This window comes from Streptomyces sp. NPDC026500 (genome assembly GCF_055567635.1).
The window spans coordinates 220,354-244,069 of record NZ_JBVHQB010000015.1; the positions used below are offsets into that span (position 1 = coordinate 220,354).

20 protein-coding genes and 1 pseudogene are annotated in these 23,716 nt (G+C 70.8%); 5 read left to right on the forward strand and 16 right to left on the reverse strand.

What is annotated here, in order from left to right; all coding sequences use genetic code 11:
- Nucleotides 1–111 precede the first annotated feature (111 nt).
- From ACZ4N5_RS26590 to ureA, 5 genes are all read right to left on the reverse strand, one after another.
- Nucleotides 112–1,191, reverse strand: a complete 1,080-nt coding sequence (locus ACZ4N5_RS26590) for a TolB family protein (protein ID WP_467759550.1) — start codon at nucleotides 1,189–1,191, stop codon at nucleotides 112–114.
- A 150-nt stretch (nucleotides 1,192–1,341) separates the two neighbouring features.
- On the reverse strand, nucleotides 1,342–1,932 hold the full coding sequence (locus ACZ4N5_RS26595) for a TetR/AcrR family transcriptional regulator (RefSeq protein ID WP_467759551.1): 591 nt from the start codon (nucleotides 1,930–1,932) through the stop codon (nucleotides 1,342–1,344).
- A gap of 15 nt (nucleotides 1,933–1,947) precedes the next feature.
- Complete coding sequence (locus tag ACZ4N5_RS26600; protein ID WP_467759552.1) at nucleotides 1,948–2,985, reverse strand: agmatine deiminase family protein; 1,038 nt, start codon at nucleotides 2,983–2,985, stop codon at nucleotides 1,948–1,950.
- A 25-nt stretch (nucleotides 2,986–3,010) separates the two neighbouring features.
- Entirely contained in the window at nucleotides 3,011–4,687 is a 1,677-nt protein-coding gene (locus tag ACZ4N5_RS26605; protein WP_467759553.1) for an urease subunit alpha, read from the reverse strand.
- Nucleotides 4,684–5,400: an urease subunit gamma gene (ureA, locus tag ACZ4N5_RS26610; RefSeq protein WP_467759554.1), complete on the reverse strand. Its 717-nt coding sequence runs from the start codon at nucleotides 5,398–5,400 to the stop codon at nucleotides 4,684–4,686. The genes ACZ4N5_RS26605 and ureA overlap by 4 nt, the downstream gene beginning before the upstream one ends.
- Before the next feature lie 164 nt (nucleotides 5,401–5,564).
- On the opposite strand from ureA, the gene ACZ4N5_RS26615 reads away from it, so the two are divergent.
- Nucleotides 5,565–6,998, forward strand: coding sequence for a cytosine permease (locus ACZ4N5_RS26615; protein WP_467759555.1), 1,434 nt, complete (start codon nucleotides 5,565–5,567; stop codon nucleotides 6,996–6,998).
- Here ACZ4N5_RS26615 and ACZ4N5_RS26620 read toward each other — a convergent pair.
- From ACZ4N5_RS26620 to ACZ4N5_RS26635, 4 genes are all read right to left on the reverse strand, one after another.
- On the reverse strand, nucleotides 6,945–8,285 hold the full coding sequence (locus tag ACZ4N5_RS26620; protein WP_467759556.1) for a KamA family radical SAM protein: 1,341 nt from the start codon (nucleotides 8,283–8,285) through the stop codon (nucleotides 6,945–6,947). The two genes, ACZ4N5_RS26615 and ACZ4N5_RS26620, sit on opposite strands and share 54 nt — an antisense overlap.
- Before the next feature lie 22 nt (nucleotides 8,286–8,307).
- Nucleotides 8,308–9,378, reverse strand: coding sequence for a hypothetical protein (locus ACZ4N5_RS26625; protein ID WP_467759557.1), 1,071 nt, complete (start codon nucleotides 9,376–9,378; stop codon nucleotides 8,308–8,310).
- Between the two features lie 154 nt (nucleotides 9,379–9,532).
- Nucleotides 9,533–10,621: a branched-chain amino acid aminotransferase gene (locus tag ACZ4N5_RS26630; RefSeq protein WP_467759558.1), complete on the reverse strand. Its 1,089-nt coding sequence runs from the start codon at nucleotides 10,619–10,621 to the stop codon at nucleotides 9,533–9,535.
- A 276-nt stretch (nucleotides 10,622–10,897) separates the two neighbouring features.
- Complete coding sequence (locus ACZ4N5_RS26635) at nucleotides 10,898–11,941, reverse strand: 3-isopropylmalate dehydrogenase (protein ID WP_467759559.1); 1,044 nt, start codon at nucleotides 11,939–11,941, stop codon at nucleotides 10,898–10,900.
- 142 nt (nucleotides 11,942–12,083) lie between these two features.
- Here ACZ4N5_RS26635 and ACZ4N5_RS26640 point away from each other — a divergent pair.
- Nucleotides 12,084–13,684: pseudogene (locus tag ACZ4N5_RS26640) on the forward strand (purple acid phosphatase family protein).
- Nucleotides 13,685–13,782: 98 nt separating this feature from the next.
- Here the strand turns inward: ACZ4N5_RS26640 and ACZ4N5_RS26645 are convergent.
- Nucleotides 13,783–13,914 (reverse strand): hypothetical protein, encoded by a 132-nt coding sequence (locus ACZ4N5_RS26645; RefSeq protein ID WP_103550476.1) that lies wholly within the window; start codon nucleotides 13,912–13,914, stop codon nucleotides 13,783–13,785.
- 269 nt (nucleotides 13,915–14,183) lie between these two features.
- The gene (locus ACZ4N5_RS26650; RefSeq protein ID WP_467759560.1) at nucleotides 14,184–14,726 is read right to left on the reverse strand and encodes a GNAT family N-acetyltransferase; all 543 of its coding nucleotides are present in this window, start codon (nucleotides 14,724–14,726) and stop codon (nucleotides 14,184–14,186) included.
- 199 nt (nucleotides 14,727–14,925) lie between these two features.
- On the opposite strand from ACZ4N5_RS26650, the gene ACZ4N5_RS26655 reads away from it, so the two are divergent.
- Both ACZ4N5_RS26655 and ACZ4N5_RS26660 read left to right on the forward strand, forming a co-directional pair.
- Entirely contained in the window at nucleotides 14,926–15,849 is a 924-nt protein-coding gene (locus tag ACZ4N5_RS26655) for an alpha/beta fold hydrolase (protein ID WP_467759561.1), read from the forward strand.
- 51 nt (nucleotides 15,850–15,900) lie between these two features.
- Nucleotides 15,901–16,107, forward strand: a complete 207-nt coding sequence (locus ACZ4N5_RS26660; RefSeq protein WP_467759562.1) for a DUF5988 family protein — start codon at nucleotides 15,901–15,903, stop codon at nucleotides 16,105–16,107.
- Between the two features lie 185 nt (nucleotides 16,108–16,292).
- Here ACZ4N5_RS26660 and pruA read toward each other — a convergent pair whose 3' ends face one another.
- Both pruA and ACZ4N5_RS26670 read right to left on the reverse strand, forming a co-directional pair.
- Nucleotides 16,293–17,924, reverse strand: a complete 1,632-nt coding sequence (pruA, locus tag ACZ4N5_RS26665; protein WP_467759563.1) for an L-glutamate gamma-semialdehyde dehydrogenase — start codon at nucleotides 17,922–17,924, stop codon at nucleotides 16,293–16,295.
- Nucleotides 17,925–18,172: 248 nt separating this feature from the next.
- Nucleotides 18,173–19,099, reverse strand: a complete 927-nt coding sequence (locus tag ACZ4N5_RS26670; RefSeq protein ID WP_467759564.1) for a proline dehydrogenase family protein — start codon at nucleotides 19,097–19,099, stop codon at nucleotides 18,173–18,175.
- Between the two features lie 164 nt (nucleotides 19,100–19,263).
- Between ACZ4N5_RS26670 and ACZ4N5_RS26675 the strand changes: the two genes are divergently transcribed.
- Nucleotides 19,264–20,658 (forward strand): PucR family transcriptional regulator, encoded by a 1,395-nt coding sequence (locus ACZ4N5_RS26675; protein WP_467759565.1) that lies wholly within the window; start codon nucleotides 19,264–19,266, stop codon nucleotides 20,656–20,658.
- A 229-nt stretch (nucleotides 20,659–20,887) separates the two neighbouring features.
- Here the strand turns inward: ACZ4N5_RS26675 and ACZ4N5_RS26680 are convergent, their stop codons facing one another.
- The 3 genes from ACZ4N5_RS26680 to ACZ4N5_RS26690 are packed head-to-tail and all read right to left on the reverse strand — an operon-like array spanning nucleotide 20,888 to nucleotide 23,708.
- Nucleotides 20,888–22,276, reverse strand: a complete 1,389-nt coding sequence (locus ACZ4N5_RS26680) for a YcaO-like family protein (RefSeq protein WP_467759566.1) — start codon at nucleotides 22,274–22,276, stop codon at nucleotides 20,888–20,890.
- Nucleotides 22,276–22,419, reverse strand: coding sequence for a hypothetical protein (locus ACZ4N5_RS26685; protein ID WP_467759567.1), 144 nt, complete (start codon nucleotides 22,417–22,419; stop codon nucleotides 22,276–22,278). Before ACZ4N5_RS26685 ends, ACZ4N5_RS26680 begins: the two co-directional genes overlap by 1 nt.
- Nucleotides 22,416–23,708: an MDR family MFS transporter gene (locus tag ACZ4N5_RS26690; protein WP_467759568.1), complete on the reverse strand. Its 1,293-nt coding sequence runs from the start codon at nucleotides 23,706–23,708 to the stop codon at nucleotides 22,416–22,418. Before ACZ4N5_RS26690 ends, ACZ4N5_RS26685 begins: the two co-directional genes overlap by 4 nt.
- Between the last annotated feature and the right edge of the window lie 8 nt (nucleotides 23,709–23,716).

The window sequence follows — 23,716 nt, forward strand, 5'->3', positions numbered from 1 at the left end:
GGACCGGCGCGCCTGCTGCCAATAATCGTGGCGAACGAGAGCACGGGGGCAGTCTGGCACATACCGCCCCCGTGCTCACAGGGTGTCTCAGGATGCGAGCACTGGGCTACATCACGGGGCCGCAACTCGGCGCGGACGCACGACGAACACGTCCGAGACGCCGTTGGTGTCGCCGGGCACCAGATCCCCGGCGGCGGAGGTGAGGACGACGGCACGGCCGTGCCGGGTCACCGCGCCGGGCAGGGCGGTCGCCCCCGCCGGTCCCGCGGTGTGGCGTGCGCCGGTGCGCCGGTCGAGCAGCACCGGGCCGGTGTCCTCGGTCAGCAGGACGTACCGCAGGGTGCCGTCGGCGGCCGCTGCTTCCGTGTCGGCGATCCGCCGGACGGCGCCGGTGCGCGTATCACCGACGTACGCGCCCGAAGTGCCGTCCGGCGCGGTGGCGTCGAACAGGACGCGGCGGCCGTCGGCGGAGAGCTGGACGAGCCGGGCCGGGGAGCCCGTGCCCACCGGGCGCGTCCGGCCGGTGTCCCGGTTCTCGACATGGATCTGGACGGTGGCGCCCTGGTCGCCGCGCACAAGGAGCCCGTAGGCGACGGTGCGGCCGTCGGCACTGAGCGAGGCGCCGGTGATCATGCCCGCGGGCGGTACCGGCGAGATCCGCTCGTCGGTGCCGGTGGCCAGGTCGCGGACGTAGAGGACCCGCGCGTACTCGTCGCCGTGGCGATTGCCGATCGTGTAGGCGACATGGCGTCCGTCGGCGCTGATCGCGGCGGCCTCGCCCAGTTCGTACAGGCTGTCGTCTGGCAGCTGCGCGGGCCACAGCAGCTGGGTCTCTCCGGTCGCCCGGTCGTAGACGTACGGCTTCGGATAGCGGTTGCCGTCGGAGTACGCGACGCGCCGGCCGTTCGCGCTGATCACCGCGTGCGTGGTGTAGAGCAGGTCCTCGGGCACCTGGCTCAGCGCGCCGGTGCGCAGGTCCTTCACGTACAGACGGGTGTCGTAGCCGCCCGTGGGGTCCGCGGAGAGGAAGGCGGCGTACCGGCCGTCGGCGCTGACCGTGGCGCCGCTCGACGCGCCCGCCAGCTGGCCGCCCCCGGTGTCGGTGCTGACCCGCACGATTCCGGCCGGCGCGGCCTGCGCGGTCGTGCCGGTCAGCGTGAACACTGCGGCCAGCGCGACGGCGCTCCACAACGTCGTTTTCCTCACTTCGCCCCCCGAGACGGTGTCCGCCCCCGGTCCCGCACCAGGGGCGCACCTGGATGCAACCGCACCGCGAACCCCGGGTCAATGCGTTCGATTACGTACAACCCGGATGTCTGATCGACCGTCCGCGAACGCCGTTCAGCCCAGCGACTCGTCGAGGAACTCCCGTACATGGGAGAGGACTTGGTCACGGCCGGTGCCGCGCAGGCCGATCGCCACATGGATGGAGAAGCCGTCGAGCAGGGCGCGCAGCCGGGTGCCGAAGCGGTCCGGGTCGACGGCGCGGAACTCGCCGCGCGAGACACCCTCGGCGAGCAGCGCGACGAGGTCCCGGTGCCAGGCGCCCTCGATGGCGACCTGCCGTTCGCGGGCGTCGTCGTCCGCGTTCTGGGAGTGGTTCCAGACCTCCAGCCAGAGCGTCCAGTGCGGGTCGCGGTGGCCGTCGGGGACGTACAGGTCGACGTAGGCGTCCAGGCGCTGACGGGCGGTTCCGCGCGCGGCGAGCAGTCGGCCCCGCTCGGCGCCGAGGCGGCCCTCGCTCCACTCCAGGGTGCGCAGCAGCAGCTCGTCCTTGGAGCGGAAGTAGTAGAGCAGATGGCCGCTGCTCATGCCGACCTCACGGCCGAGCGCCGCCATGGTGAGCTTCTCCAGACCGCGCTCGGCGATCATCTCCATGGCGACGGCGAGGACCTCCTCGCGCGGTGGCGCGTTCTTCCGCGCACCGGCCATCCGTGACTCCCGTTTTCAGACCTTCGGCTGCTGCTGGGTGATGCAGTGAATGCCACCGCCACCCGCGAAGATCGTACGTGCGTCCACCAGCGTCACGGTCCGCTCGGGGAAGAGCCGCCGGAAGATGCCCGCCGCGATCTCGTCGCGCGGGTCGTCGAAGCCGCACAGGACGACGCCGTCGTTGCAGAGGTAGTGGTTGATGTACGAGTAGTCGGCCCAGTGGCCGTCGGCCTCCAGAACCGTCGGGGCCGGGACCTCGACGACCTCGATACGGCGTCCGCGGGCGTCGGTCTGCGCCTTGAGCAGCCCGACGACCTCCTTGCTGACCTCGTGGTCGGGGTGCGCGGGGTCCTGCTGGGAGTGCGCGACGATCACACCGGGCCGGGCGAAGGCGGCGACGATGTCGACGTGGCCGAGCGTGCCGAAGCCGTACGGGGGGTAGTCGCCGGTCAGGCCGCGCGGCAGCCAGATCGCCTTGCGGGTGCCGAGCTGCGCGTGGATCTCCGCCTCGACCTGCTCGCGGGTCCAGCCGGGGTTGCGCTCCGGGCCGAGCTGCACGGTCTCGGTGAGCAGCACGGTGCCCTCGCCGTCGACGTGGATCGCGCCGCCCTCGTTGACCAGGCGCGAGGCGTACGTCTTCGCCCCCGCCAGGGCCGCGACCTCGGCGCCGATCTTGGAGTCGTGCTCCCAGCGGGCCCATGCCTGGGCGCCCCAGCCGTTGAACGTCCAGTCCACGGCGGCGAGTTCGCCGTGTCCGTCGGTGAGGAAGGTGGGGCCGATGTCGCGCATCCAGGCATCGTCGAGTTCCCGCTCGACGGTGTCGATGCCGGGGCCGAGGAGTTCGGCGGCCGCCTCGGACTGGCCCGGACCGCACACCACGGTGACCGGTTCGAAGCGGCGGACCGCGCGGGCCACCGCGGCCCAGGCCGCACGGGACTCGGCGAGGTCCTCCGGGTTGTCGAAGGTGGGGTTGGGGCCCGGCCACGCCATCCAGGTGCGCTCGTGCGGGGTCCACTCGGCGGGCATACGGAAACCGTCGGCTGCAGCAGACATGGGTGATCCTTAAAGGCTGTGTCGATTACAGGAAATACAGACGGTTGAGGGAGACCGAGTCGGCGGGCCCGGAGCGCAGCGGGTCGCCGTCGAGGGTGACCAGGCCGGTGCGCTGGTCCACGTCGACCGATCCGGTACGGGAGTTGAGCCGCAGGTCGGCGGGACCGATGCCGCGGGTGCCGCGAACCGCCACGCGGCGACGGCGGGTCGGCATGGTGTCGTTGCCCTGGTCGAGCGCCGCCTGGGCGACGAAGGCCACCGAGATCTCGGCGGGGGTCGCGCCGTGTGCCCCGAATTGCGGCCCGAGGACAAGGGGTTCACAGGTGTCGGTGGCGGCGTTGGGGTCGCCGACGACTCCGTAGGCGGGGAAGCCGGACTTCAGGACGAGCTGCGGCTTGGCGCCGAAGTACTCGGGCCGCCACAGCACGATGTCGGCGAGTTTGCCGGTCTCGATGGAGCCGACCTCGTGGGCGAGGCCGTGTGCGATGGCCGGGTTGATGGTCAGTTTGGCCATGTAGCGCAGGACGCGTTCGTTGTCGTGGTCCTCGGGCGCCCCGAACTGGGCCTTCATCTTCCCGGCCATGGCGAAGGTGCGGCGCACGGTCTCGCCGGCGCGGCCCATGCCCTGCGCGTCCGAGGAGGTGATGCCGATGGCGCCCAGGTCGTGCAGCACGTCCTCGGCGCCCATGGTTCCGGCGCGGATGCGGTCGCGCGCCATGGCGGCGTCGCCGGGCAGGTCGGTCTTCAGGTCGTGGACGGAGACGATCATGCCGTAGTGCTCGGCGACCGCGTCCCGGCCGAAGGGCAGGGTCGGGTTGGTGGAGGAGCCGATGACGTTCGGGACGCCCGCCATCTTCAGTACGTTCGGGACGTGGCCGCCGCCGCAGCCCTCGATGTGGAAGGCGTGGATGGTGCGTCCTTCGAGGACCCCGAGGGTGTCCTCGACCGACAGGCACTCGTTCAACCCGTCGCTGTGCAGGGCGACTTGGACGTCGTGCTCCTCGGCGACCCGCAGGGCCGTGTCCAGCGCCCGGGTGTGGGCGCCCATGTCCTCGTGGACCTTGAAGCCGCTCGCACCACCCTCGGCGAGCGCCTCGATCAGCGGCGCGCTGTCGGAGGACGAACCCCGGCCCAGGAAGCCGATGTTGACCGGCCAGGCGTCGAAGGCGCCGAAGGCATGGCGCAGCGCCCAGGGCGAGTTGACGCCGACGCCCCACACCGGGCCGAACTCCTGGCCGATGATCGTGGTGACGCCGGAGGCGAGCGAGGCCTCCATGATGCGCGGCGAGAGCAGATGGACGTGCGTGTCGACGGCTCCGGCGGTGGCGATGAGCCCCTCGCCGGAGACGATGGACGTGCCGGTGCCGACCACGACGTCGACGCCGTCGAGGGTGTCGGGGTTGCCGGCCCGCCCGATCGAGCAGATCCGGCCCTCACGGATGCCGATGGACACCTTCCGGATGCCCTGGACGGCGTCGATCACCACCACGTTGCTGATGACGACGTCGCAGGTGTCCCGGACGGCGGCGGCCTTGAGATGCAGTCCGTCGCGCGCGGTCTTGCCGAATCCGGCGAGGAACTCGTCGCCGTGCTGCTGGGAGTCGGACTCGACGCGGACGACCAGCCCCGAGTCGCCGAGGCGGACCCGGTCACCGGCGCGGGGGCCGTGGGTGGCGGCGTAGGCGTGGGGATCGATGCTCATCGGCCGGCTCCTTCGGCTCCGGGGTGTCCGCCGGGCCCTTCGGCTCCGAGGTATCCGCAGGCGGCGGCCCTGCGCAAGGCCTCCTCCTTCGCTCCGGGGGCGTCCAGCGGGCCGTCGACCAGACCGGCGAAGCCGATGGCGATCCGCCGGCCGCCGATCGGCACGAAGCCGACCTCGGCGCTCTCGCCGGGGCCGAAGCGGACGGAGGACCCGGCGGGCACGGCGAGCCGCATCCCGTAGACGGCCGCCCGGTCGAAGGCGAGCCGCGGGTTGGCCTCGAAGAAGTGGAAGTGGGAGGTGACGGAGACCGGCACGCTCGCGGTGTTGGTGACCGTCAGCCGCAGGACCGCCGCGGGCTCGGTGTGCGCGGGCGCCGGCAGCAGAGCGCCCGGGGCCCGGTCGCCGAGTCCGCCGCCGATGGGGTCCGAGACGACCGCGAGCCGGGAGCCGTCGTCGAAGACGGCCTCGACGTGCACCTCGGTGACGACGTCCGCGACGCCGGGCAGGACGTCGTCGGGGCCGAGGACGGACCGGGCCGCCTCGATGGCCTCGGCCAGCCGCCTCCCGTCGCGGGCGGCCTCGCAGACCGTGTCCGCGATCAGCGCGGTGGCCTCCGGCACGTTGAGCCGCAGTCCCCGCGCCTTCCGGGCGCGGGCCAGCTCGGCGGCCGAGAACAGCAGCAGTCGGTCACGTTCCGTGGGGGTCAGTCTCACGCCACGACACCTCCTCGCCTTCCTCCAGTTAGAGCACCACTCTAAACGTCGGATTCATGGAAGGGAAACATTGACGGACCAGCATCGGAGACGCCACATTGAACGTCGCTCTAACTCTTGGTGCTTCCCGCACCACGCCAGGCGGCCGTCAAAGGAGACCAGCCATGCCGATCGAACAGCGCGGAGTCGACACCATCCCCGACGAGGAACGCACCAGCGGACCTCGCGACCTCGTGTCGATCCTGCTCGGTTCCAACCTCTGCCTCGGGGTGATCATCTTCGGCTGGCTGCCACCCTCGTTCGGGCTCGACTGGTGGTCCTCCGTGAGCTCGATCGTGGCAGGCACGGTCGTCGGGACGGCGCTCACCGCGCCGCTGGCCCTGGTCTCGCTGCGGACCGGCACGAACCTCTCCACCTCCTCCGGCGCGCAGTTCGGCGTACGCGGCCGGCTGGTCGGCTCGGTCGTCGGCCTGCTGCTCGCGCTCGGCTACACCGCGCTGACCGTGTGGATCGGCGGCGACGTGATGGTGGGCGTCCTCGGCCGCCTCTTCGGCCTGGAGCCGAACGGCCTGGCCTACGCCGTCGTGTACGCGCTGCTGGCCGCCGCCACCGTCGCGGGCGCCGTCTACGGCTACCGCGTGCTGCTCGCCATGTCCCGCGCCCTCGCGATCGGCATGACGGCCCTGCTGGTGGTCGGCGTGATCGCGTACGCCCCGCACTTCACCACCGCGGCGATCCCGGAGACCGGCGGCTATCTGCTCGGCTCGTTCTGGCCCACCTGGTTGCTCGCGGCGGTCGCGGCCGGCCTGTCGGGCCCGATCGCGTTCATCACGCTGCTCGGCGACTACACCCGCTACATCTCCCCCGAGCGCCACTCCTCCCGTACGGTCCTGCACGGCACCTGGCTCGGCCTGATCGCCGGTCTTCTGGTCCCCCAGCTCTTCGGCACCTTCACGGCGTACGGGGCCCGCGCGGCCCTCGACTACGCGGGCCCGCTGGTGTCCGCCTCCCCCGGCTGGTACCTGGTCCCGCTGCTGCTGGCCGCCTCCGCGGGCTCGGTGGGCAACGCCGGTCTGATGCTCTACTCGATGGGCCTCGACCTCGACGCGATCCTGCCCCGCGCCTCGCGCGCCCGCGCCACCTGCGCGGTCGCCGTCGTCGCCATGCTCTGCGTGTTCGTCGGCCACTACGCTTGGAACGCCCAGTCCGCGATGACGTCCTTCGTCCTGCTGCTGACCGCGATCGGCACCCCGTGGGCGGTCATCACGCTGATCGGCTTCGTCCGCTGCCGCGGCGTCTACGACCCCGACGCCCTCCAGGTCTTCAACCGCCGCTCCCGCGGCGGCGTCTACTGGTACAAGGCCGGTTGGAACCTCCGGGCCACGGCGGCCTGGGCGCTGGGCGCCTTCGTCGGCCTCCTGGCCGTGTCCCTGCCGTCGTACGAGGGTCCGCTGCTGTCCCTGACGGGCGGGGTGGACTGCAGCTTCGTCCTCTCCGGCCTGGTCGGCGGCATCGTCTACCTGGCCCTCTCGCCGAAGCCGGAGTCACACCGCGTCGAGGCCGGGCAGGAACCGGCTCGCGCCGAAAGCAGGCTTTAGGTCGCTGAACCAGGTGGCGCGCTCGTCGTACGCCGCGAAGAACGGCCGCCCCACCAGGTCCGGATCGCGGGCCTGGATGAGGTGCAGCACGAAGACCTTCTCGCCGGCCACCTCCGCCGTCCCGTCCACGCAGACCTTGCCCGGCATCGCCGACATGACCGGGCCGCGCACGGTCCGCGCGAGGCCGGACACCTGGGCGTAGGCGTCACGGAAGATCTGGTGGCAGCGGGCGAGCGGCACCCCGAAGTAGCCCTGCGGGCCGGTGTCCCGCTCGACGAACTGGTAGTAGGGCACCGCGCCCAGCGCGGTCGTCTCGTTCCACAGCTCGGCCCACGCCGCGGCGCTGTCGTTGATTCCCCTGACCAGCGGTCCCTGGCAGCGGATCACGGCTCCCGTGTCGCGCACCCGGCTCATCGCCGCGCGCACGGCCGGGGGCCGCAGCTCCTGGGGATGCGTGAAGTGGGCCATCAGCGCGAGGTGACGGCCGCTCGCCACCACCTTCTCCAGCAGCCGCAGCAGTTCGTCGGCGTCCCGGTCGGTGAGGAAGCGGTACGGCCAGAAGGCCAGCGCCTTGCTGCCGATGCGGATCGAGCGGATCGTGTCGATCTCCAGGAGCGGTTCGACGTACCGGCGCAGCACCTCGGTGCTCATCACCATCGGGTCGCCGCCCGTGATGAGCGCGCTGGTGACGTCCGGGTGGGCGCGCAGATAGGCGGAGGTGGTGGCGACGTCGTCGGTGGCGATGCGCAGGTCGGACTCGCCGACGAACTGGGGCCAGCGGAAGCAGTACGTGCAGTAGGCGTGGCAGGTCTGGCCCTGGCGCGGGAAGATCAGCACCGTTTCCGGGTACTTGTGCTGGAGACCGGGGAGGCGACGGCCCTCGTGCACGGGGACGTTGGCGTCGAGCTGGCCGGAGGGATGCGGGTTGAGCTTCATCCGGATCTCGTGGGCCGCGCGCAGCACGTCGGCCTTCGGGGCCTCCTGGGCGAGCAGGTCCGCCATCTGCTTGAGGTCGGGCTCGGGCAACATCTCGGCCTGCGGGAACGTCAGCCGGAAGATCGGGTCGTCGGGCACGGCGGCCCAGTCGATCAACTCGTCGACCACGTAGGAGTTCGTACGGAACGGCAGGACGGCCGCCACGGCCCGCAGGGCGAGTCGCTCGTCGGGCGGCAGCGACACGCGCTGGAGCAGGCCGTCCAGGTCACGAGGAGTGAAGGCACGGAAGCGGGGGCTCGTGTCGGAGGATCGGGGGCTCGCGTACGGAGCCGGGTGGAGCGCTGAACTCATTGGTGCCGGAGCCTCTATTCCGCTATTCCGTGAACGAAGCCGCTGGCCGCAATTCAACGAAGGCGGTCGCCCGCGCATCGTACTTCTCCGCGAAGTGCTGGGTGAGCAGCACATGGAGGTGGCTTTCGTCGTCCACCACGACCAGTTCGTGCGCTCCGGGGGCGCTCAAGGCCTCGCTGTGCGCCGACAGTTGGTCCAATCGATGACGGGCCATGTAGGACACGAGGTCGTGCCCGGCGACGTACAGGGCGTCGTCCGCGTAGACGAAGCGACAGCTGAACTCCCGGCGCCCGTCGGTCGCGTCGATCAGGGTCACCGGCAGATGGGTGAACCGGTCCATCGGCTTGCTCTGCTGCCACAGTTCGTCGAAGCGCTGTTCGACGAAGGTGCCGAGCGGGGAACGGACGGCGACTTCGAGCTGGACGCCTTCGCCGGAGAGGCGGCCGACCGTGAGGAAGGAGACCAGGGAGCGGTCGTCCCAGCGGTAGAGGGTCACACCGGGGGACGTGGAACACAGGCGTACTTCGAGGAGTTGACGGCAGTCCTCGTCGAGCCGGAGCGCGAACCGGTCCAGGGTGCGCAGGTTGCGCATGATGTCGCGGCGGATGTCGGCGCTCTGCTCGCCCAGTTCACGGCCGCGCAGGATGACCGCCAGGGAGTCGGGGTCCAGCAGCAGGATCTGCACGCGGGCGCCGTGCCCGGTGGCCGCCTTGATGCCGCGGAACAGACGCTCGGAGAACTGCGGGCCGAAGACGCTGGAGAAGGTGTCGAGGACCTTGACGTTCGAGGTCGAGCCGTAGACCTGGGCGCTGAACCATTCGTAGTCCAGCCGGGTGTGCTCGCGGACCCGGCCCTCCTGGGCGCGGCTGATCAGCGGGCCGATCACGAAGACGGTGACGACGACGCCGACGATGTCGGTGCCGAGGTTGAGGGTGAGGTTCTCCTCGTAGTTGTCCATCCGCGAGCTGCTCCAGAGCAGCAGTGCGGCGACGGCCGCGAGCAGGCCGAGGACCGTGAGGCTCTGGGGGCGGCGCGGGGTGCGCAGGGTGCGCACCAGCCAGCGCGGTCGTGACAGCGGCGACCTTGCGCTCACCTGTGCTCCCTCCGTGGCCGTGCGGGCACACAGGAGGACACGCTCCCCCCGTGGAATCTGTGGATACCCGTGTCGCCAGGACGCTACGCGTCGAACGAACAGCCGGTCCCCGTAACCCTGTTGGGGAAACGGGGACCGGGGGGAGACGTGGTGCCTAGCCCAGCGGGTGCATCCAGCCGTGCTTGTCCTCGGTGATGCCGCGCTGGATGTCGAGCAGGGCCTCGCGCAGGCGGAGGGTGACCTTGCCGGGCTCGCCGCCGGACTGGCGCCACTCGGTGCCGGTGCGCTTGACCGTGCCGACGGGGGTGATGACGGCGGCGGTGCCGCAGGCGAAGACCTCGGTGAGGGTGCCGTTCTCGGCGTCGGTCTGCCACTGGTCGATGGAGACGCGGCCCTCCTCGGCGGTGTAGCCGAGGTCACGGGCGACGGTCAGCAGGGAGTCGCGGGTGACGCCCTCCAGGATGGAGCCGGTGAGGGACGGGGTGACGATCTTGTCGCCGTACACGAAGTACAGGTTCATGCCGCCGAGTTCCTCGATCCACTTGTGCTCGACCGCGTCGAGGTAGCAGACCTGGTCGCAGCCCTTGGCGGCGGCCTCCTTCTGGGCGAGCAGCGAGGCGGCGTAGTTGCCGCCCGTCTTCGCGTCGCCCATGCCGCCGGGAACGGCGCGGACGTGGTCCTCGGAGAGCCAGATCGACACCGGCTTCACACCGCCCGCGAAGTAGGCGCCGGCGGGCGAGGCGATCACGAGGAAGAGGTACTCGTTGGCGGGCTTCACACCGAGGCCGACCTCGGTCGCGATCATGAAGGGGCGCAGGTACAGGGACTCCTCGCCACCGTGCGCGGGAACCCAGTCGCGGTCCTGGCGGACCAGCGCGTCACAGGCCTCGATGAAGGTCTCCACGGGCAGCTCCGGCATGCCGAGCCGGCGGGCGGAGGACTGGAAGCGCTTGGCGTTCTTGTCGGGGCGGAAGGTGGCGACGGAGCCGTCGGGCCGGCGGTAGGCCTTGAGGCCCTCGAAGATCTCCTGCGCGTAGTGCAGGGTCATGTTCGCCGGGTCGAGGGAGAGCGGTCCGTACGGAACGAGCTGGCCGTCGTGCCAGCCGCGGCCCTCGGTCCACTTGATGGTCACCATGTGATCGGTGAAGTGCCGGCCGAACCCGGGGTTGACCAGAATCGCCTCGCGCTCGGCGGCGGAGAGCGGACTGGCGGAGGGCTTGAGTTCGATCGTGGGCTGCGTCATGAGTGGTTTTGTCCTTCACCGGTTGTATGTGACGGGCCGCGCTCACGCCCGAACTGCCAGTGGCCAGTGTTAGGACGTCCGAGCATTCCCTCATTCCGCGGCTCCGCTCTCGATTATCGCGCGCGGAGGACCGTGGACGAAACGGTGTGTATGCGGCCCAGGAATGACCCAGGGATGGCTCAGGGGTCGATGGTGGCACCCGGCGAGGGCACAGCAAAAGCCGCCGGGTGCGGAAGCGACCCGGCGGCTGCTACGGAACGTAGACGGTGCGGCGGGTCAGCCGGCTACTCGCACGGCCAGCGCGTCGCCGATTTCCTCGGTGCTGCGGGCCGGCTTGCCGACCCGCTCGGCGAGATCGACGGAGACGGCGTCCTCGATGCGGGCGGCCTCGGCCTCGTAGCCGAGGTGGCGCAGCAGCAGGGCGACGGACAGGACGGTGGCGCTGGGGTCGGCCTTGCCCTGGCCCGCGATGTCGGGCGCCGAGCCGTGCACGGGCTCGAACATCGAGGGGAACTCGCCGCTCGGGTTGATGTTGCCGGAGGCGGCGACGCCGATGCCGCCGGAGACGGCCGCGGCGAGGTCGGTGATGATGTCGCCGAAGAGGTTGTCGGTGACGATCACGTCGAAGCGCTCGGGCTGCGTGACGAGGAAGATCGTCGCCGCGTCCACGTGGATGTAGTCCGTGGTGACCTCGGGGAACTCCTCGGCCACCTTGTTGAAGACGTCGGTCCAGAGGTGGCCCGCGAAGGTCAGCACGTTGTTCTTGTGGACCAGCGTCAGCTTCTTGCGCGGGCGGGCCTGCGCACGGGCGAACGCGTCACGGACGACCCGCTCGACACCGAACGCCGTGTTGACGGAGACCTCGGTGGCTACCTCGTGCGGGGTGCCCTTGCGGATGGTGCCGCCGTTGCCGGTGTACGGACCCTCGGTGCCCTCACGGACCACGACGAAGTCGATCTCGGGCTGACCGGCGAGCGGGGTCTCGACGCCGGGCAGGAGCTTCGACGGACGCAGGTTGACGTGGTGGTCGAAGGCGAAACGGAGCTTGAGCAGGAAGCCGCGCTCCAGGACACCGGACGGGACCGAGGGGTCACCGATCGCGCCGAGCAGGATGGCGTCGTGCCCCTTCAGGGCGTCGAGGTCGGCGTCGGTGAGGGTCTCACCGGTGGCGTGGTAGCGCCGGGCGCCGAAGTCGAACTCCTTGGTCTCCAGCTTCACGTCCTGCGGAAGGACGGCGGAGAGGACTTTGAGCCCCTGGGCCACGACTTCCTGGCCGATGCCGTCACCGGGGATCACTGCGAGATCGATGCTGCGAGACATGACGGCACCGTACTCCTTGTCCCATGGGATGACACGCGATGTCCGCCATACGGACAGGTCGGTGTCGGAACACGCCTACCCTTCGACGGGTGTTCACCCGTACGCATGAACGCCGTTGGCGCACGATGGGAACTTTCCAGTCATGACCGCTCCCTCCAGGGGGACTCCCCCCGGACTCCCCGTTCCCGATGTCGGCATCCCGCACGAGCTCGCACGCGACATGAGCATGGCGGAGCAGTACGAGTACCTGAGGACGAGGCTCACGCGGCGCCGCGCGCTCGTGGCGGCGAGCGCGTTCGCGGGCGGCGGGCTGCTGGCCGGCTGCGGCTCGGGCACCAGGACTCCCTCGCGAGCGATGTCCGGCTCGTCCCCGCACCCGGCCACCGGCCGGGTACCCGGCTCCGCCGTCACGCCGTTCGGCCGCCACCTCGCCTTCGGCGCGGATCCCAGGACCCAGATGCGGATCTCCTGGCAGGTGCCGTTCGCGGTCAGGAAGCCGTACATCCGGGTGGGCCCGACGCCCTGGGCCCTGAGCCGCAGGATCGAGGCCGAGGTCCGCGATCTGCACACCCCGGGTCTCGCCGGGCAGCGGGCGGCCCTGGACCAGTACTACCTGCACGCGGCACTCGACGGGCTGCGCCCCGGGACGACGTACTACTACGGCGTCGGCCACGAGGGCTTCGACCCGGCGAGCAAGGAGCGGCACTCCACGATCGACCACTTCCGCACGGCGCCCGCCCACCCCGAGAAGTTCGTGTTCACCGCCTTCGGGGACCAGGGCGTCACTCCCGACGCGCTCGCCAACGACAAGGTGCTCCTCGGCCGCGGCCCGGCCTTCCACCTGCACGCGGGCGACATCTGCTACGCGGACGGGGTCGGGCTCGGCCAGGACTCGGACACCTACGACCCGGCCGCCTGGGACCTGTTCCTCAAGCAGACCGAGACGGTGGCGAGGACGGTGCCGTGGATGGTGACGACCGGCAATCACGACATGGAGGCCTGGTACTCGCCGAACGGCTACGGCGGCCAGTCCGCGCGCTGGACGCTCCCCGGCAACGGCTTCGACGGCCGGCACGCGCCGGGCGTCTACTCGTTCGTCTACGGCAACGTCGGCATCGTCGCGCTGGACGCCAACGACGTGTCGTACGAGATCCCCGCCAACAAGGGCTACTCGGGCGGCCGGCAGACGGCCTGGCTCGACAAGCGGCTCGGGGAGCTGCGCGGACAGGTCGATTCGTCGTGGTCTTCTTCCACCACTGCGCCTACTCGACGTCGACGCACGCCTCCGACGGCGGTGTGCGCGACGCCTGGGTGCCGCTGTTCACCAAGCACCAGGTGGACCTGGTGATCAACGGACACAACCACGTGTACGAGCGCACCGATGCCATCAAGGGCGGCAAGGTGGGCAAGCAGGTGCCGGTGGGCGCCTCGACCGATCCGACCCGGGACGGGATCGTGTACGTCACGGCGGGCGGGGCGGGCAAGAGCCTCTACCGCTTCCCCATGGGGGTCAAGGACAGCTACGAGGGCAAGGTCACGCGCCGCGAGTCCGTGGAGACCTTCCACTGGACGAAGTCGAAGCAGCAGAAGCCGGACACGGTGGAGTGGTCGCGGGTGCGGTACACCGGCTTCTCCTTCCTCTCGGTGGAGGCGGAGACGGGTTCCTCACCCCGGCTCAAGGTGTCGGCGCTGGCCCAGAGCGGCGAGCGCATCGACCACTTCGAGGTGCGGCGCGGGAGCTGAGCACCCGCGCGTGAGGACGTACTCCGAGGTGCGACGCGGGGCATGACCCCGCGCCGCACCCCTGCGGGTGCGGCTCCCGGTCGAGAGGGCGGCGGGCCTCAGTGGCCCGTCGCTCCGCCGTTGTCCCTGCGGTCGAGGGCGCGCTGGAGCGCGGCGGCGGCGTTCTTGCGGTCGGACTCGCTGCTCGTGCGAGAGAGGTGACGGACTCGGCGGACGGTCGTCTCGGCCATGATGAATCGACTCCTTGCCTCCGGCGGGGCCCACACGGGCGGCCGGAAGTGCGGTGAGGGATTTACGAGACGCCGGAAGGGGCGGGGAGCGGTGCCGCAGGGGTTGCCTGCCAGGGGCTCCGGCTCACGACCGCCATTCGCTTGGTCGAGCGAGACGTTCGGCTCCTACAAAGCTAGGCGAGGACCGGGCATCTGTCTCCACAATTACTCGGACTTCCTACTATCTGAGACGGCGGATTGGGTCACACCGCTCCGACCTGGGACTTCGGTCAGAGCACGTCACCGTCCCGCCAGTCGAAGACCAGCTCGTACGCCGGGTCGAGGGGACCCATGGCCGTGCCGGGACGGACGAAGGTGGTGCCCTCCTCGTCGGGGAGGCGGACGGCTCCGCCCGGAGCGAGCACGCAGACCCGGCCCGGCCAGAGCTGCCAGCCCCGGGCCGCGTACAGGGCGGCCCCGTCCTCGCTCGCGGAGAGCGCGCCGAGCCCGTACGCGCTCTCGATGATCCGTTCCAGCTCGGCCATCACCCGCCCGCCGAGCCCCGTGCGACGCACGTCCTCGCGTACGCCGACAGCCTCCACGTACCCGACCCGCAGCGAACGGCCGCGATACAGGACGCGCCGCTGGATCACCGAGCCGTGCGCCGCGAGGCCCCGGTCGTCGTGGACCAGGACGTGCAGGCCGCCGAGTCCGTGATCCCAGTCCTCGTCCCTGAAGTCCCCGTCGAAGGCGTCCTCCAACAGGGCGCGGGCGGCGCGGAGTTCGGCGGGGGCGAGGTCCGCCGTGTGGGCGGTCCGCAGTCGGGTGGCCATCCGGCCAGTATTCACACGGGAGGCAGGAATCCCAGCCCCCTCACATCACCGGCCCGGGAGGCGACGGCCGGCCCGCGTGGACACCTGGCGCACCCAGATCCGAATCCCTAACCATTCAGAATTACTTGACCAGTTAGAGATGTCCGTGCTGAACTGTTCTCACCACCAAAGAGGCTTTCAGGGGTTAGGGGATCCGATCATGAGCAGTCACCCGGTCCACCACGGCCGGCAGGTCCACCACCGCACCACCACCGTCCGCGGTCACCGGATCGCCTACCGCGAGGCGGGCCCCGCGGACGCGCCCGTGCTGCTTCTCCTGCACGGCTTCCCGAGCAGCTCGCACATGTTCCGGGACCTGCTGCCGCTGCTCGCCGACCGCTACCACCTGGTCGCCCCCGACCACCTCGGCTTCGGCCGCTCGGCCGCCCCGGCGGCCGCCGACTTCCCGTACTCCTTCGACCGGCTGGCCGAGATCACCGAGGAGTTCACCGAGCAGCTCGGCCTCAAGGAGTACGCGCTCTACATCCAGGACTACGGCGCCCCGATCGGTCTGCGCCTGGCGCTCGCGCACCCCGAACGGGTGACCGCGATCATCACGCAGAACGGCAACGCGTACGAGGAGGGGCTGGGCGCCGACGCCTGGGCGCCTGTGCTGGCGCTGATCGCGGAGCGCACGCCCGGGACGGAGGCGCCGGTCCGGGCGATCAGCAGCCCGGACGGCATCCGGTGGCAGTACCTGACCGGCGTACCGGACCCGACGCTGGTGAGCCCGGACGCCTACGAGCACGACGCGGCCCTGATGGCCCGTCCCGGCCAGCCGGAGATCCAGCTCGACCTGATCTCCGACTACGGCTCCAACTTCGCGCTCTACCCGGCGTTCCAGGAGTACTTCCGCGCCGGCCAGGTCCCGCTCCTGGCGGTCTGGGGCGGCCACGACGAGATCTTCGTCCCGGAGGGCGCCCTCGCCTTCCTGCGCGACCTCCCGAACGCGGAGATCCATCTGCTCCCCACGGGGCACTTCGCCCTGGAGACGCACGCGGCGCAGATCGCGGTCCTCGTCCGGGACTTCCTCGACCGGAATCCGACGGCCGACGACCGGGCAGCGGATCACCCACACGACTGATCCTCCGCGCGGCATGCCACATCGGGCTCCGGCGCAGGGAACGGTGACGTCATGAGCGACACGACCAGAGCACTGCTTGAGGGCGGCCCGGACGACCTGCCCGAACGGATCGTCCCCGTCCCGGCCCCCGGATCGGACGTGAAGATCGAGTTGCGCGGCGGATACGAACACTTCAGGGCGACCCCGCGGCACGCGGACTCGCCGGAAGGCAGGCTGCCCGTGTACGAGTGGTGGGAACGGACGGAGCTCCCCGGATAGCGCCGCGCCCGCCGCGGCACGGGACGGTGGATCACCGCAACGCCGCCTCACCGCCTCCGCCGGACACCGGTCCGTGCGGCCGTGGACATGGAACCGCCCCCGCGCCACGGACGGGGGAGACCGTGGTGCGGGGGCGGAGTGGGTGACGGGCGGCCGGCCCGGGGGCCGGCGGCCGCGTTCGGCTGTCAGCCCATGTGCGGGTAGCCGTAGTCGGTCGGCGGAACCAGCGTCTCCTTGATGGCGCGGGTCAGCGTCCAGCGCATCAGGTTCTGCGGGGCGCCGGCCTTGTCGTTGGTGCCGGAGGCACGGCCGCCGCCGAAGGGCTGCTGGCCGACGACGGCGCCGGTCGACTTGTCGTTGATGTAGAAGTTGCCCGCCGCGTAGCGGAGCTTCTCCATCGTGTACGCGGCCGCCGCGCGGTCGCCCGAGATGACCGCGCCGGTGAGCGCGTAATCGGACGCCGACTCCATCTGGGTCAGCATCTCGTCGTACTTGTCGTCCTCGTAGACGTACACGGCGAGGAAGGGACCGAAGTACTCGGTCGTGAAGACCTCGTTCTCCGGGTCCGAGCACTCGACGACGGTCGGGCGCACGAAGTAGCCGACGGAGTCGTCGTACGAGCCGCCCGCGACGATCGTGCAGGTCGGGTCGGCCTTCGCGCGGTCGATGGCCGCCTTGTTCTTGGCGAAGGACCGCTCGTCGATGACCGCGCCGATGAAGTTCGACAGGTCGGTGACGTCACCCATGGTCAGGTAGTCGACCTCGGCCGCGAACTCCTCCTTGAAACCGGAGTTCCAGATGGAGGCCGGGACGTAGGCGCGGGAGCTCGCCGAGCACTTCTGGCCCTGGTACTCGAAGGAACCGCGGGTCAGGGCGGTCTTGAGGACCGCGCGGTCCGCCGACGGGTGGGCGACCACGAAGTCCTTGCCGCCGGTCTCGCCGACCAGACGCGGGTAGGAGCGGTACTTCTCGATGTTGTTGCCGACCGTCCTCCACAGGTACTGGAAGGTCTTGGTCGAGCCGGTGAAGTGGATGCTGGCGAGGTCGCGGTGCTCCAGCGCGACCTTGGAGACCTCGATGCCGTCACCGGTGACGAGGTTGATGACGCCCTTGGGCAGGCCCGCCTCCTCCAGGAGCTGCATCAGCAGCACGGCGGCGTGGGTCTGCGTCGGGGACGGCTTCCACACGACGACGTTGCCCATGAGCGCCGGAGCGGTGGGCAGGTTGCCCGCGATCGCCGTGAAGTTGAACGGCGTGATCGCGTAGACGAAGCCCTCCAGCGGACGGTGGTCCATGCGGTTCCACACACCCGGGGAGTTCGCCGGCGGCTGCTCGGCGAGGATCTGGCGGGCGTAGTGGACGTTGAAGCGCCAGAAGTCGACGAGCTCGCAGGGGGTGTCGATCTCGGCCTGCTGGGCGGTCTTCGACTGGCCGAGCATGGTGGAGGCGGCCAGCGTCTCGCGCCAGGGACCGGCCAGCAGCTCGGCGGCGCGCAGGATGATCGCGGCGCGGTCGTCGAAGGCCATCGCGCGCCAGGCGGGAGCGGCGGCGAGGGCCGCGTCGACGGCGTCCTGGGCGTCCTGCTGCGTGGCGTTGGCGTAGGTGCCGATGCGCGCCTTGTGGTTGTGCGGCTGCACGACGTCGAAACGGTCGCCGCCGCCCATCCGCTTCTCGCCGCCGATGGTCATCGGCAGGTCGATCGGGTTCTCGGCCAGCTCCTTGAGCTTGGCCTCCAGGCGGACGCGCTCGGGCGAGCCGGGGGCATAGCCGTGCACCGGCTCGTTGACGGGGGTGGGGACCTGGGTCACGGCGTCCATGAGCTACCTCTTCCGAGTGAATCTCTGACTTCAGCCGGGAGAACCGAAGCCATATACGTATGTTTGGTGGCGGTCAGGGCTTGACCTTCATGAGCTCGCCGCGGCGTGCGAGTGAGAAGCCCCACGGGGCGGAGTCACGAGTTCCGTACTCCTTGTTCCGGAGCTGGGTCGGCTCAGCCGACCGACGGGCGGTAGCTGCCGTCATCCAGGATGAACCCGGATGCCGACAGCTACCGCTCGCCTTCGTATCAGCCCTTGGTGAGGATCGAGCGGGCGAAGAAGAGGAGGTTGGCCGGCTTCTCGGCGAGGCGGCGCATGAAGTAGCCGTACCAGTCGGTGCCGTACGCGGTGTAGACGCGCATGCGGTGGCCCTCGGCGGCGAGCCGCACGTGCTCGTCGCTGCGGATGCCGTAGAGCATCTGGAACTCGTACTCGTCCAGTTTGCGCCCGGCCGTGCGCGCGAGCTCCTGGGCGATCGAGATGAGCCGCGGGTCGTGGGACCCGATCATCGGGTACCCCTCACCCTCCATCAGGATCTTCAGGATGCGGACGTACGCCTTGTCGGTCTCGGCCTTCTGCTGGTACGCGACCTCGGCGGGCTCCTTGTAGGCGCCCTTCACCAGACGGACGCGGCTGCCGCTCTCGGCCAGGCGGCGGGCGTCCGCCTCGGTGCGGAACAGGTAGGCCTGGATCACACAGCCGGTCTGCGGGAAGTCCTTCCGCAGCTCCTCGTGGATGGCGAACATCGAGTCGAGGGTGGTGTGGTCCTCGGCGTCCAGCGTGACGGTGGTGCCGATGGCGGCAGCGGCCTCGACGACCGGGCGGACGTTGGCGAGGGCCAGCTCGTGGCCGCCCTCCAGTGCCTGCCCGAACATCGACAGCTTGATCGACATCTCGGCCTTGGTGCCGAGGCCGAGCTTCTCGAGGCGGCCGATCAGCTCCAGGTACGCGTCACGGGCGGCGTACGACTGCTCGGGGGTCGTGATGTCCTCGCCGACCACGTCCATCGTGACTTCCAGGCCCTTGCCCGTGAGGTCCTTGATGATCGGGACGACCTGGTCGACGGTCTCACCGGGGATGAAGCGGTCGACGACCGGCTTGGTCACCGGGGCGGCCGAGATCAGACGGCGCATCTTGTCGCTGCGCGAGGCGGCGAGAATCACGGGACCCAGCACGGGGCACCTCCACAACGAAGCCAGCAGGAGGCCGAATCCCGACCATTCGGGTACGGCACGGAGAACCACCGTGAAACCTAGGGATCTCTCCGATCCTGGGCCATCGACAGCTGTCACGCATCCCTGCCCCGGATCTCAGACATATGTATGAAGAGCCCTCGGAAATGCGCGAGAATGCCGGGGTGGGCGGTGAATACAGAGGCGACTACCAAGAGCTGGTCGACGAGATCTCGGCGCTCCTCGGCGTCCCCGCGACGCTGGAGAACCGTGATTTCGAGCTGATCGCCTTCGGGGCGTACGACAGCGAGGGCGACCTCGATCCCTCCGCCCTCGACCCCGTGCGCACCCGCTCGATCCTCACCCGCCGCTCCACCACGGCGGTCCGCACCTGGTTCGAGGGCTTCGGCATCACTCGCGCCACCGGGCCCGTCCGTATCCCGCCGACCCCGGAGGCCGGCGTCTACCGCGGGCGGATCTGTCTCCCGGTGCGCCACCGGGGCATCGTCCTCGGCTATGTCTGGCTGCTCGACGACGACCCGGGCCTCACGGACGCCCAGCTGGCCGGCGCGATGGAGGTGGCCTCCCGTATCGGCGCGCTGCTCGCGGACGAGGCCCAGGCCGGCGCGGATCTCACCCGCGAGCTCCGTGCCGTTCTGACCGCCGAGCGCGGCTGGCAGCGCGACATGGCGGTGGCCGAGCTGCGCACGGCTCTCGGCCCGCGCGGCGACGGTCTGCACACGGTGGTGTGCGTGGCACCGTGGCCCTCGGCCGACCCGGACGACGCCCCTTCCGCCCGTACGGTGCCGGGGGCGACCGCGCTGTGCACCATCCCGTGGGGCGCCACCGGCCAGAGCCTGGCCCTGCTGGTACGGCTGCGTTCGCCGGACGTCCTGACCCCGGCGCTGACGGCGGCCACCAGGTTCGTACGGGAGGCGGCGGGCGGCCGCGGCGAGGCCGGGGCCACCGGGTCCGGTCGTCCGGGCGGTGCCGCGAGGCCGGCCCCGCGGGGCGGCGCTTCGGCGTCCGCGTCCCCCGGGGGTGCCGGTACCTCGGGAGCCTCGGGCGGGACGGCGGCAGCCGCTTCCCCCCGCGGCGCCTCGGGATCCGTTTCCCCCGGCGCCACCCCGGGAGCCGCTTCCCCCGGCGGGAGGGCGGCTGCCGGGATCGCCGGGGCCCGGGTGGGGCTCGGGGACCTGGGGACCGCCTGGCACGAGGCGGCCGCCGCCGCGCGTGCGGTGCTGGCCGAACCCCGGCTCGGCCCGGTGGCCGAGTGGGGGGCCATCGGACCCTTCCGGCTCCTCACCGCGCTCCCTCCGGAGGCGGCCCACGACCCGGTCGTACAGGCCCTGTTGGCTCCCGCACACCGTGAACTCGCGCGCACCGCCGAGGTGTTCCTCGACCGGGCGGGCCAGGCCGGGCGCACGGCGGCCGAGTTGGGCATCCACCGTCAGACGCTCTACTACCGTCTGTCCCGCGTGGAACAGCTCACCGGCCTCGACCTGGACGACGGCGAGGACCGGCTGCTGCTGCACATGGCGTTGAAGGGGGCGCGGCTCTAGGGCCGTCCAGGATCCGCGACTCCGCCGGCAATGAGGGCAGTTCGTCAGCAGTTGATCAGCAATTCCTGGGCGGCTACCGGCGTTCCGGTGTGGTGCCCGAGTCCCATGTGGTGGACGGTGAGGAACTGACTCCGGCCGAGCGTCGCCTGGCGGGTGACCGGCCGCCCGAGGAGGCGAGGCCGGCGGGTGAGGGCGCTGTTGTGGGGGGACCCACGAGGGAGGGATCCCCTCAGGAATGCGGCATGGGAAAGGTGTTGAGCGTCTCCTCCGTCAACGCACGTTCTTGCCAGCCGAGTCGGACGGCCGCCTCCTGTATACGCCGCCCGCCCAGCGCCGGGTAGGCCGCTGGGGCGGCTCCCACCAGCCCCGGGACGATGACGCGGACCGCGAACATACCGGCGGCGGTCGCCTCGGGCGTGGTCAGGTCCACGCTGAGCACCTCATGGCCGCCGTCCACCACGCGAGCCAGCAGAACCTCGGCCGCCCGCCGCGGCAGAGCGGGAACCTCGGCCCACGCACCGGTCGAGGGGGCCGCCCAGGCCCACGGGGCGACCCGGTCGGCTGCTCGTCTGTCCAGGTAGAGCTGCAGGTGGCACAACTGCTCGACGGCATCGCGCCCGTCGGCGCGGTAGGAGTCCAGGTACCGACGGTTCGGGCACCAGTCCTTGAAGGGGGAGGGACGTCCGGCGGTGTCGGGCACTCCGGACGGGCTGTCCAACGACAAACAGCTGATCTGCAGGGTGTAGGCCTCGGCCAGAGCCTTGGCGGCGGCCTCCAGGGGATCGGCGCGGGCTGCGAAACCGTAGGTCAGCCAGCCCTCGGTACGACTGCGGACGCCGGCGGCGAGTACCGGTACGCCGAAGTCGTTCGCCAAGTGGGTGAAGCGGACGTCGAAGGCCCGCTGGGCGCCCTCGGTCAGGCGGAGCAGCGACGTGTCGGCGGGGAGTGTGGGCGAGGGGTGCGCGTTGGCCCACCACACGGCGGCCGCATCCCGTTCGATGACCTCTTCGAGCCCGCTGAGCAGGGCGAATTCCTTGGTGGGACCTGCGGCGATGCCGCCCACTGCCGGAAACGCGTAGAGCGGTTCCGGGTGCGGCCGGGGCATGCGAGGCCAGGCGGAGTAGACGAGGAAGGCCGGCACCAGGACCGACGTGCCGTGCCTCACGGACCGGGCCTCGACCCAGTGGGCGGGTGAGTCGGGCCCGAAGGGCCGGAAGGGGAAGCCCGGGGTGGCGTACTGCCGGGCGGAGTAGAGGACGAGCCGGCGGGGATGGAGGGCGCGCAGGCCCCGGCGGGTCAACTCGCGGTGGCTGCCCCAGTGGAGCCGTTCGGGCGCGGGGGCGTGCGCCTCGCAGAAGCGTTCCACGGCTTCACCCTCCGCGGACCGGCGCGCCGGCTCGGGGCCCTCCCAGGATGTTCCGAAGGTCCGCAGGCAGCTCTGCCACGGGCGGTCGGTGACGTCGGCGAGATCACTGATGGCCAGGTGCAGGCCGGGCGGGATTCCGCCGACGCCGGTCAGGACGCGTGTTCTCGTGACGCAGGACGGCGCGGGGCCGGAGCCCGGCACGGGGCGGACAGTGCCGCCCCGGCCGGTCTCCGCCACGGTGACGTCGGTCATCAGGCCACGTACGCCGACACACAGTTCTCGACGAGGAACTGCTCGCCCACATGCGCCGGTACACAGTTCTCGATGACGAGTTGCTCCGTCTCCTCACCGACATGGGCCGGGACGCAGTTGGTGACGACCAGGTGCTGGTTCATGCTCTGTTCCCATCTGTTGTGATCCGTGGAAGCGGTGTCCCGCCTCCTTCCCGCACGACGGGTGCCGTGCGGAAGTCTTGAGTCCGGGTGATCAGCAGCCATCCGCAGCCGGCCGCACCGCCGAGCACCGCGCACAGCGTCCACAAGGTGGTGCCGCCCCACTGGTCGAGGATCCAGCCTCCGCTGATCGGACCGAGGAAGGCGGCGGCCGACCATGCGGCGGCGTACACGCCCAGGTATCGGCCTCGCTGCTGCGCCGGGGCCCGCTCCGCGACGACCGCGCTGGCCGCCGGTGCCTGGAGCATTTCGCCGAGGGTCCACACGACCACGGCGGCGACATACAGACCCGGGCTGCCGGCGAAGGCCGTCAGGGCGAATCCCGCCCCGACGAAGGTTCCGCCGGCCCACAGGGCTCGGCCCTTGGGGCCGCGGCTCATCAGCCGGGTGAGCGGGATCTGTACGACAACCACCAGCGCCGCGTTGACCCCGTTGAGAAGGCTGAAGAGCCGCGGTGAGTGCCCCTGGGCCGCCATCACCATGGCCAGGGAGCCGGAGCGCTGCTCGAAGGCGAGGGCGAACAGCAGCGTCAGCAGGGTGAACAGGACGAAGGACCGGTCCTGCCGGATCGGAACGGCCTTCCGCACCTCCTGTGCCCCCTCGGGCTCACGCGGCGTCTCCTGGACCGCCGACGCCCGCGCTGCGCCCGGCGCTGTGCGCCCGGGCATCGTTTCCGGGACCTTCGCCAGGACGACCAGCGCACAGAGCACCGTCGTCCCGGCGTCGGCGAGGAACAACAGGGTGTAGCCCTGAGTGACCATCAACCCGGCCAGAACGGCGGAGACCGCCATTCCGGCATTCACCGCCCAGTAGTTGAGGGCGAAGGCCCGCTGCCGATCCACGCCGTGCACCACATCCGCGAGCGCGGCGCCCGCGGCAGGACGCACCACCCCCGTCCCGACCCCCACCGCGAACGTGGCGGCAGCCACGGCCGGACGGTCCTGCACGAGCCCCAGGGCGGCCATGCTGACGGCGGTCCATACATGGCCGGAGACAAGGGTGAGGCGTCGTCCGTACCCGTCTGCGAGGATGCCCCCGAGCGCGTTGCCGACGATCGAGCCGAGCCCGAGCAGCGAGACGACGAATCCGGTGTACGAGGCGGAGTAGCCCCGGTCCGCAGTGAGCGAGAAGGCCAGCATCGGTCCCGCGAAGGCACCGAGCCAGTTGATCAGGAGACTGGCCCATATCCACCAGAAGACGGCGGGAAGTCCACGCGCTGCGCTGGGCAGCATCTCAACCG

What these genes read in the sequence shown, in the direction of transcription:
- ACZ4N5_RS26595 (WP_467759551.1), bottom strand. Translation starts at nt 1,932, where the DNA reads ATGGCCGGTGCGCGGAAGAACGCGCCACCGCGCGAGGAGGTCCTCGCC.
- ACZ4N5_RS26600 (WP_467759552.1), bottom strand. Translation starts at nt 2,985, where the DNA reads ATGTCTGCTGCAGCCGACGGTTTCCGTATGCCCGCCGAGTGGACCCCG.
- ACZ4N5_RS26605 (WP_467759553.1), bottom strand. Translation starts at nt 4,687, where the DNA reads ATGAGCATCGATCCCCACGCCTACGCCGCCACCCACGGCCCCCGCGCC.
- ACZ4N5_RS26615 (WP_467759555.1), top strand. Translation starts at nt 5,565, where the DNA reads ATGCCGATCGAACAGCGCGGAGTCGACACCATCCCCGACGAGGAACGC.
- ACZ4N5_RS26620 (WP_467759556.1), bottom strand. Translation starts at nt 8,285, where the DNA reads ATGAGTTCAGCGCTCCACCCGGCTCCGTACGCGAGCCCCCGATCCTCC.
- ACZ4N5_RS26630 (WP_467759558.1), bottom strand. Translation starts at nt 10,621, where the DNA reads ATGACGCAGCCCACGATCGAACTCAAGCCCTCCGCCAGTCCGCTCTCC.
- ACZ4N5_RS26635 (WP_467759559.1), bottom strand. Translation starts at nt 11,941, where the DNA reads ATGTCTCGCAGCATCGATCTCGCAGTGATCCCCGGTGACGGCATCGGC.
- ACZ4N5_RS26645 (WP_103550476.1), bottom strand. Translation starts at nt 13,914, where the DNA reads ATGGCCGAGACGACCGTCCGCCGAGTCCGTCACCTCTCTCGCACGAGC.
- ACZ4N5_RS26650 (WP_467759560.1), bottom strand. Translation starts at nt 14,726, where the DNA reads ATGGCCACCCGACTGCGGACCGCCCACACGGCGGACCTCGCCCCCGCC.
- ACZ4N5_RS26655 (WP_467759561.1), top strand. Translation starts at nt 14,926, where the DNA reads ATGAGCAGTCACCCGGTCCACCACGGCCGGCAGGTCCACCACCGCACC.
- ACZ4N5_RS26660 (WP_467759562.1), top strand. Translation starts at nt 15,901, where the DNA reads ATGAGCGACACGACCAGAGCACTGCTTGAGGGCGGCCCGGACGACCTG.
- pruA (WP_467759563.1), bottom strand. Translation starts at nt 17,924, where the DNA reads ATGGACGCCGTGACCCAGGTCCCCACCCCCGTCAACGAGCCGGTGCAC.
- ACZ4N5_RS26675 (WP_467759565.1), top strand. Translation starts at nt 19,264, where the DNA reads ATGCGCGAGAATGCCGGGGTGGGCGGTGAATACAGAGGCGACTACCAA.
- ACZ4N5_RS26680 (WP_467759566.1), bottom strand. Translation starts at nt 22,276, where the DNA reads ATGACCGACGTCACCGTGGCGGAGACCGGCCGGGGCGGCACTGTCCGC.
- ACZ4N5_RS26685 (WP_467759567.1), bottom strand. Translation starts at nt 22,419, where the DNA reads ATGAACCAGCACCTGGTCGTCACCAACTGCGTCCCGGCCCATGTCGGT.
- ACZ4N5_RS26690 (WP_467759568.1), bottom strand. Translation starts at nt 23,708, where the DNA reads ATGCTGCCCAGCGCAGCGCGTGGACTTCCCGCCGTCTTCTGGTGGATA.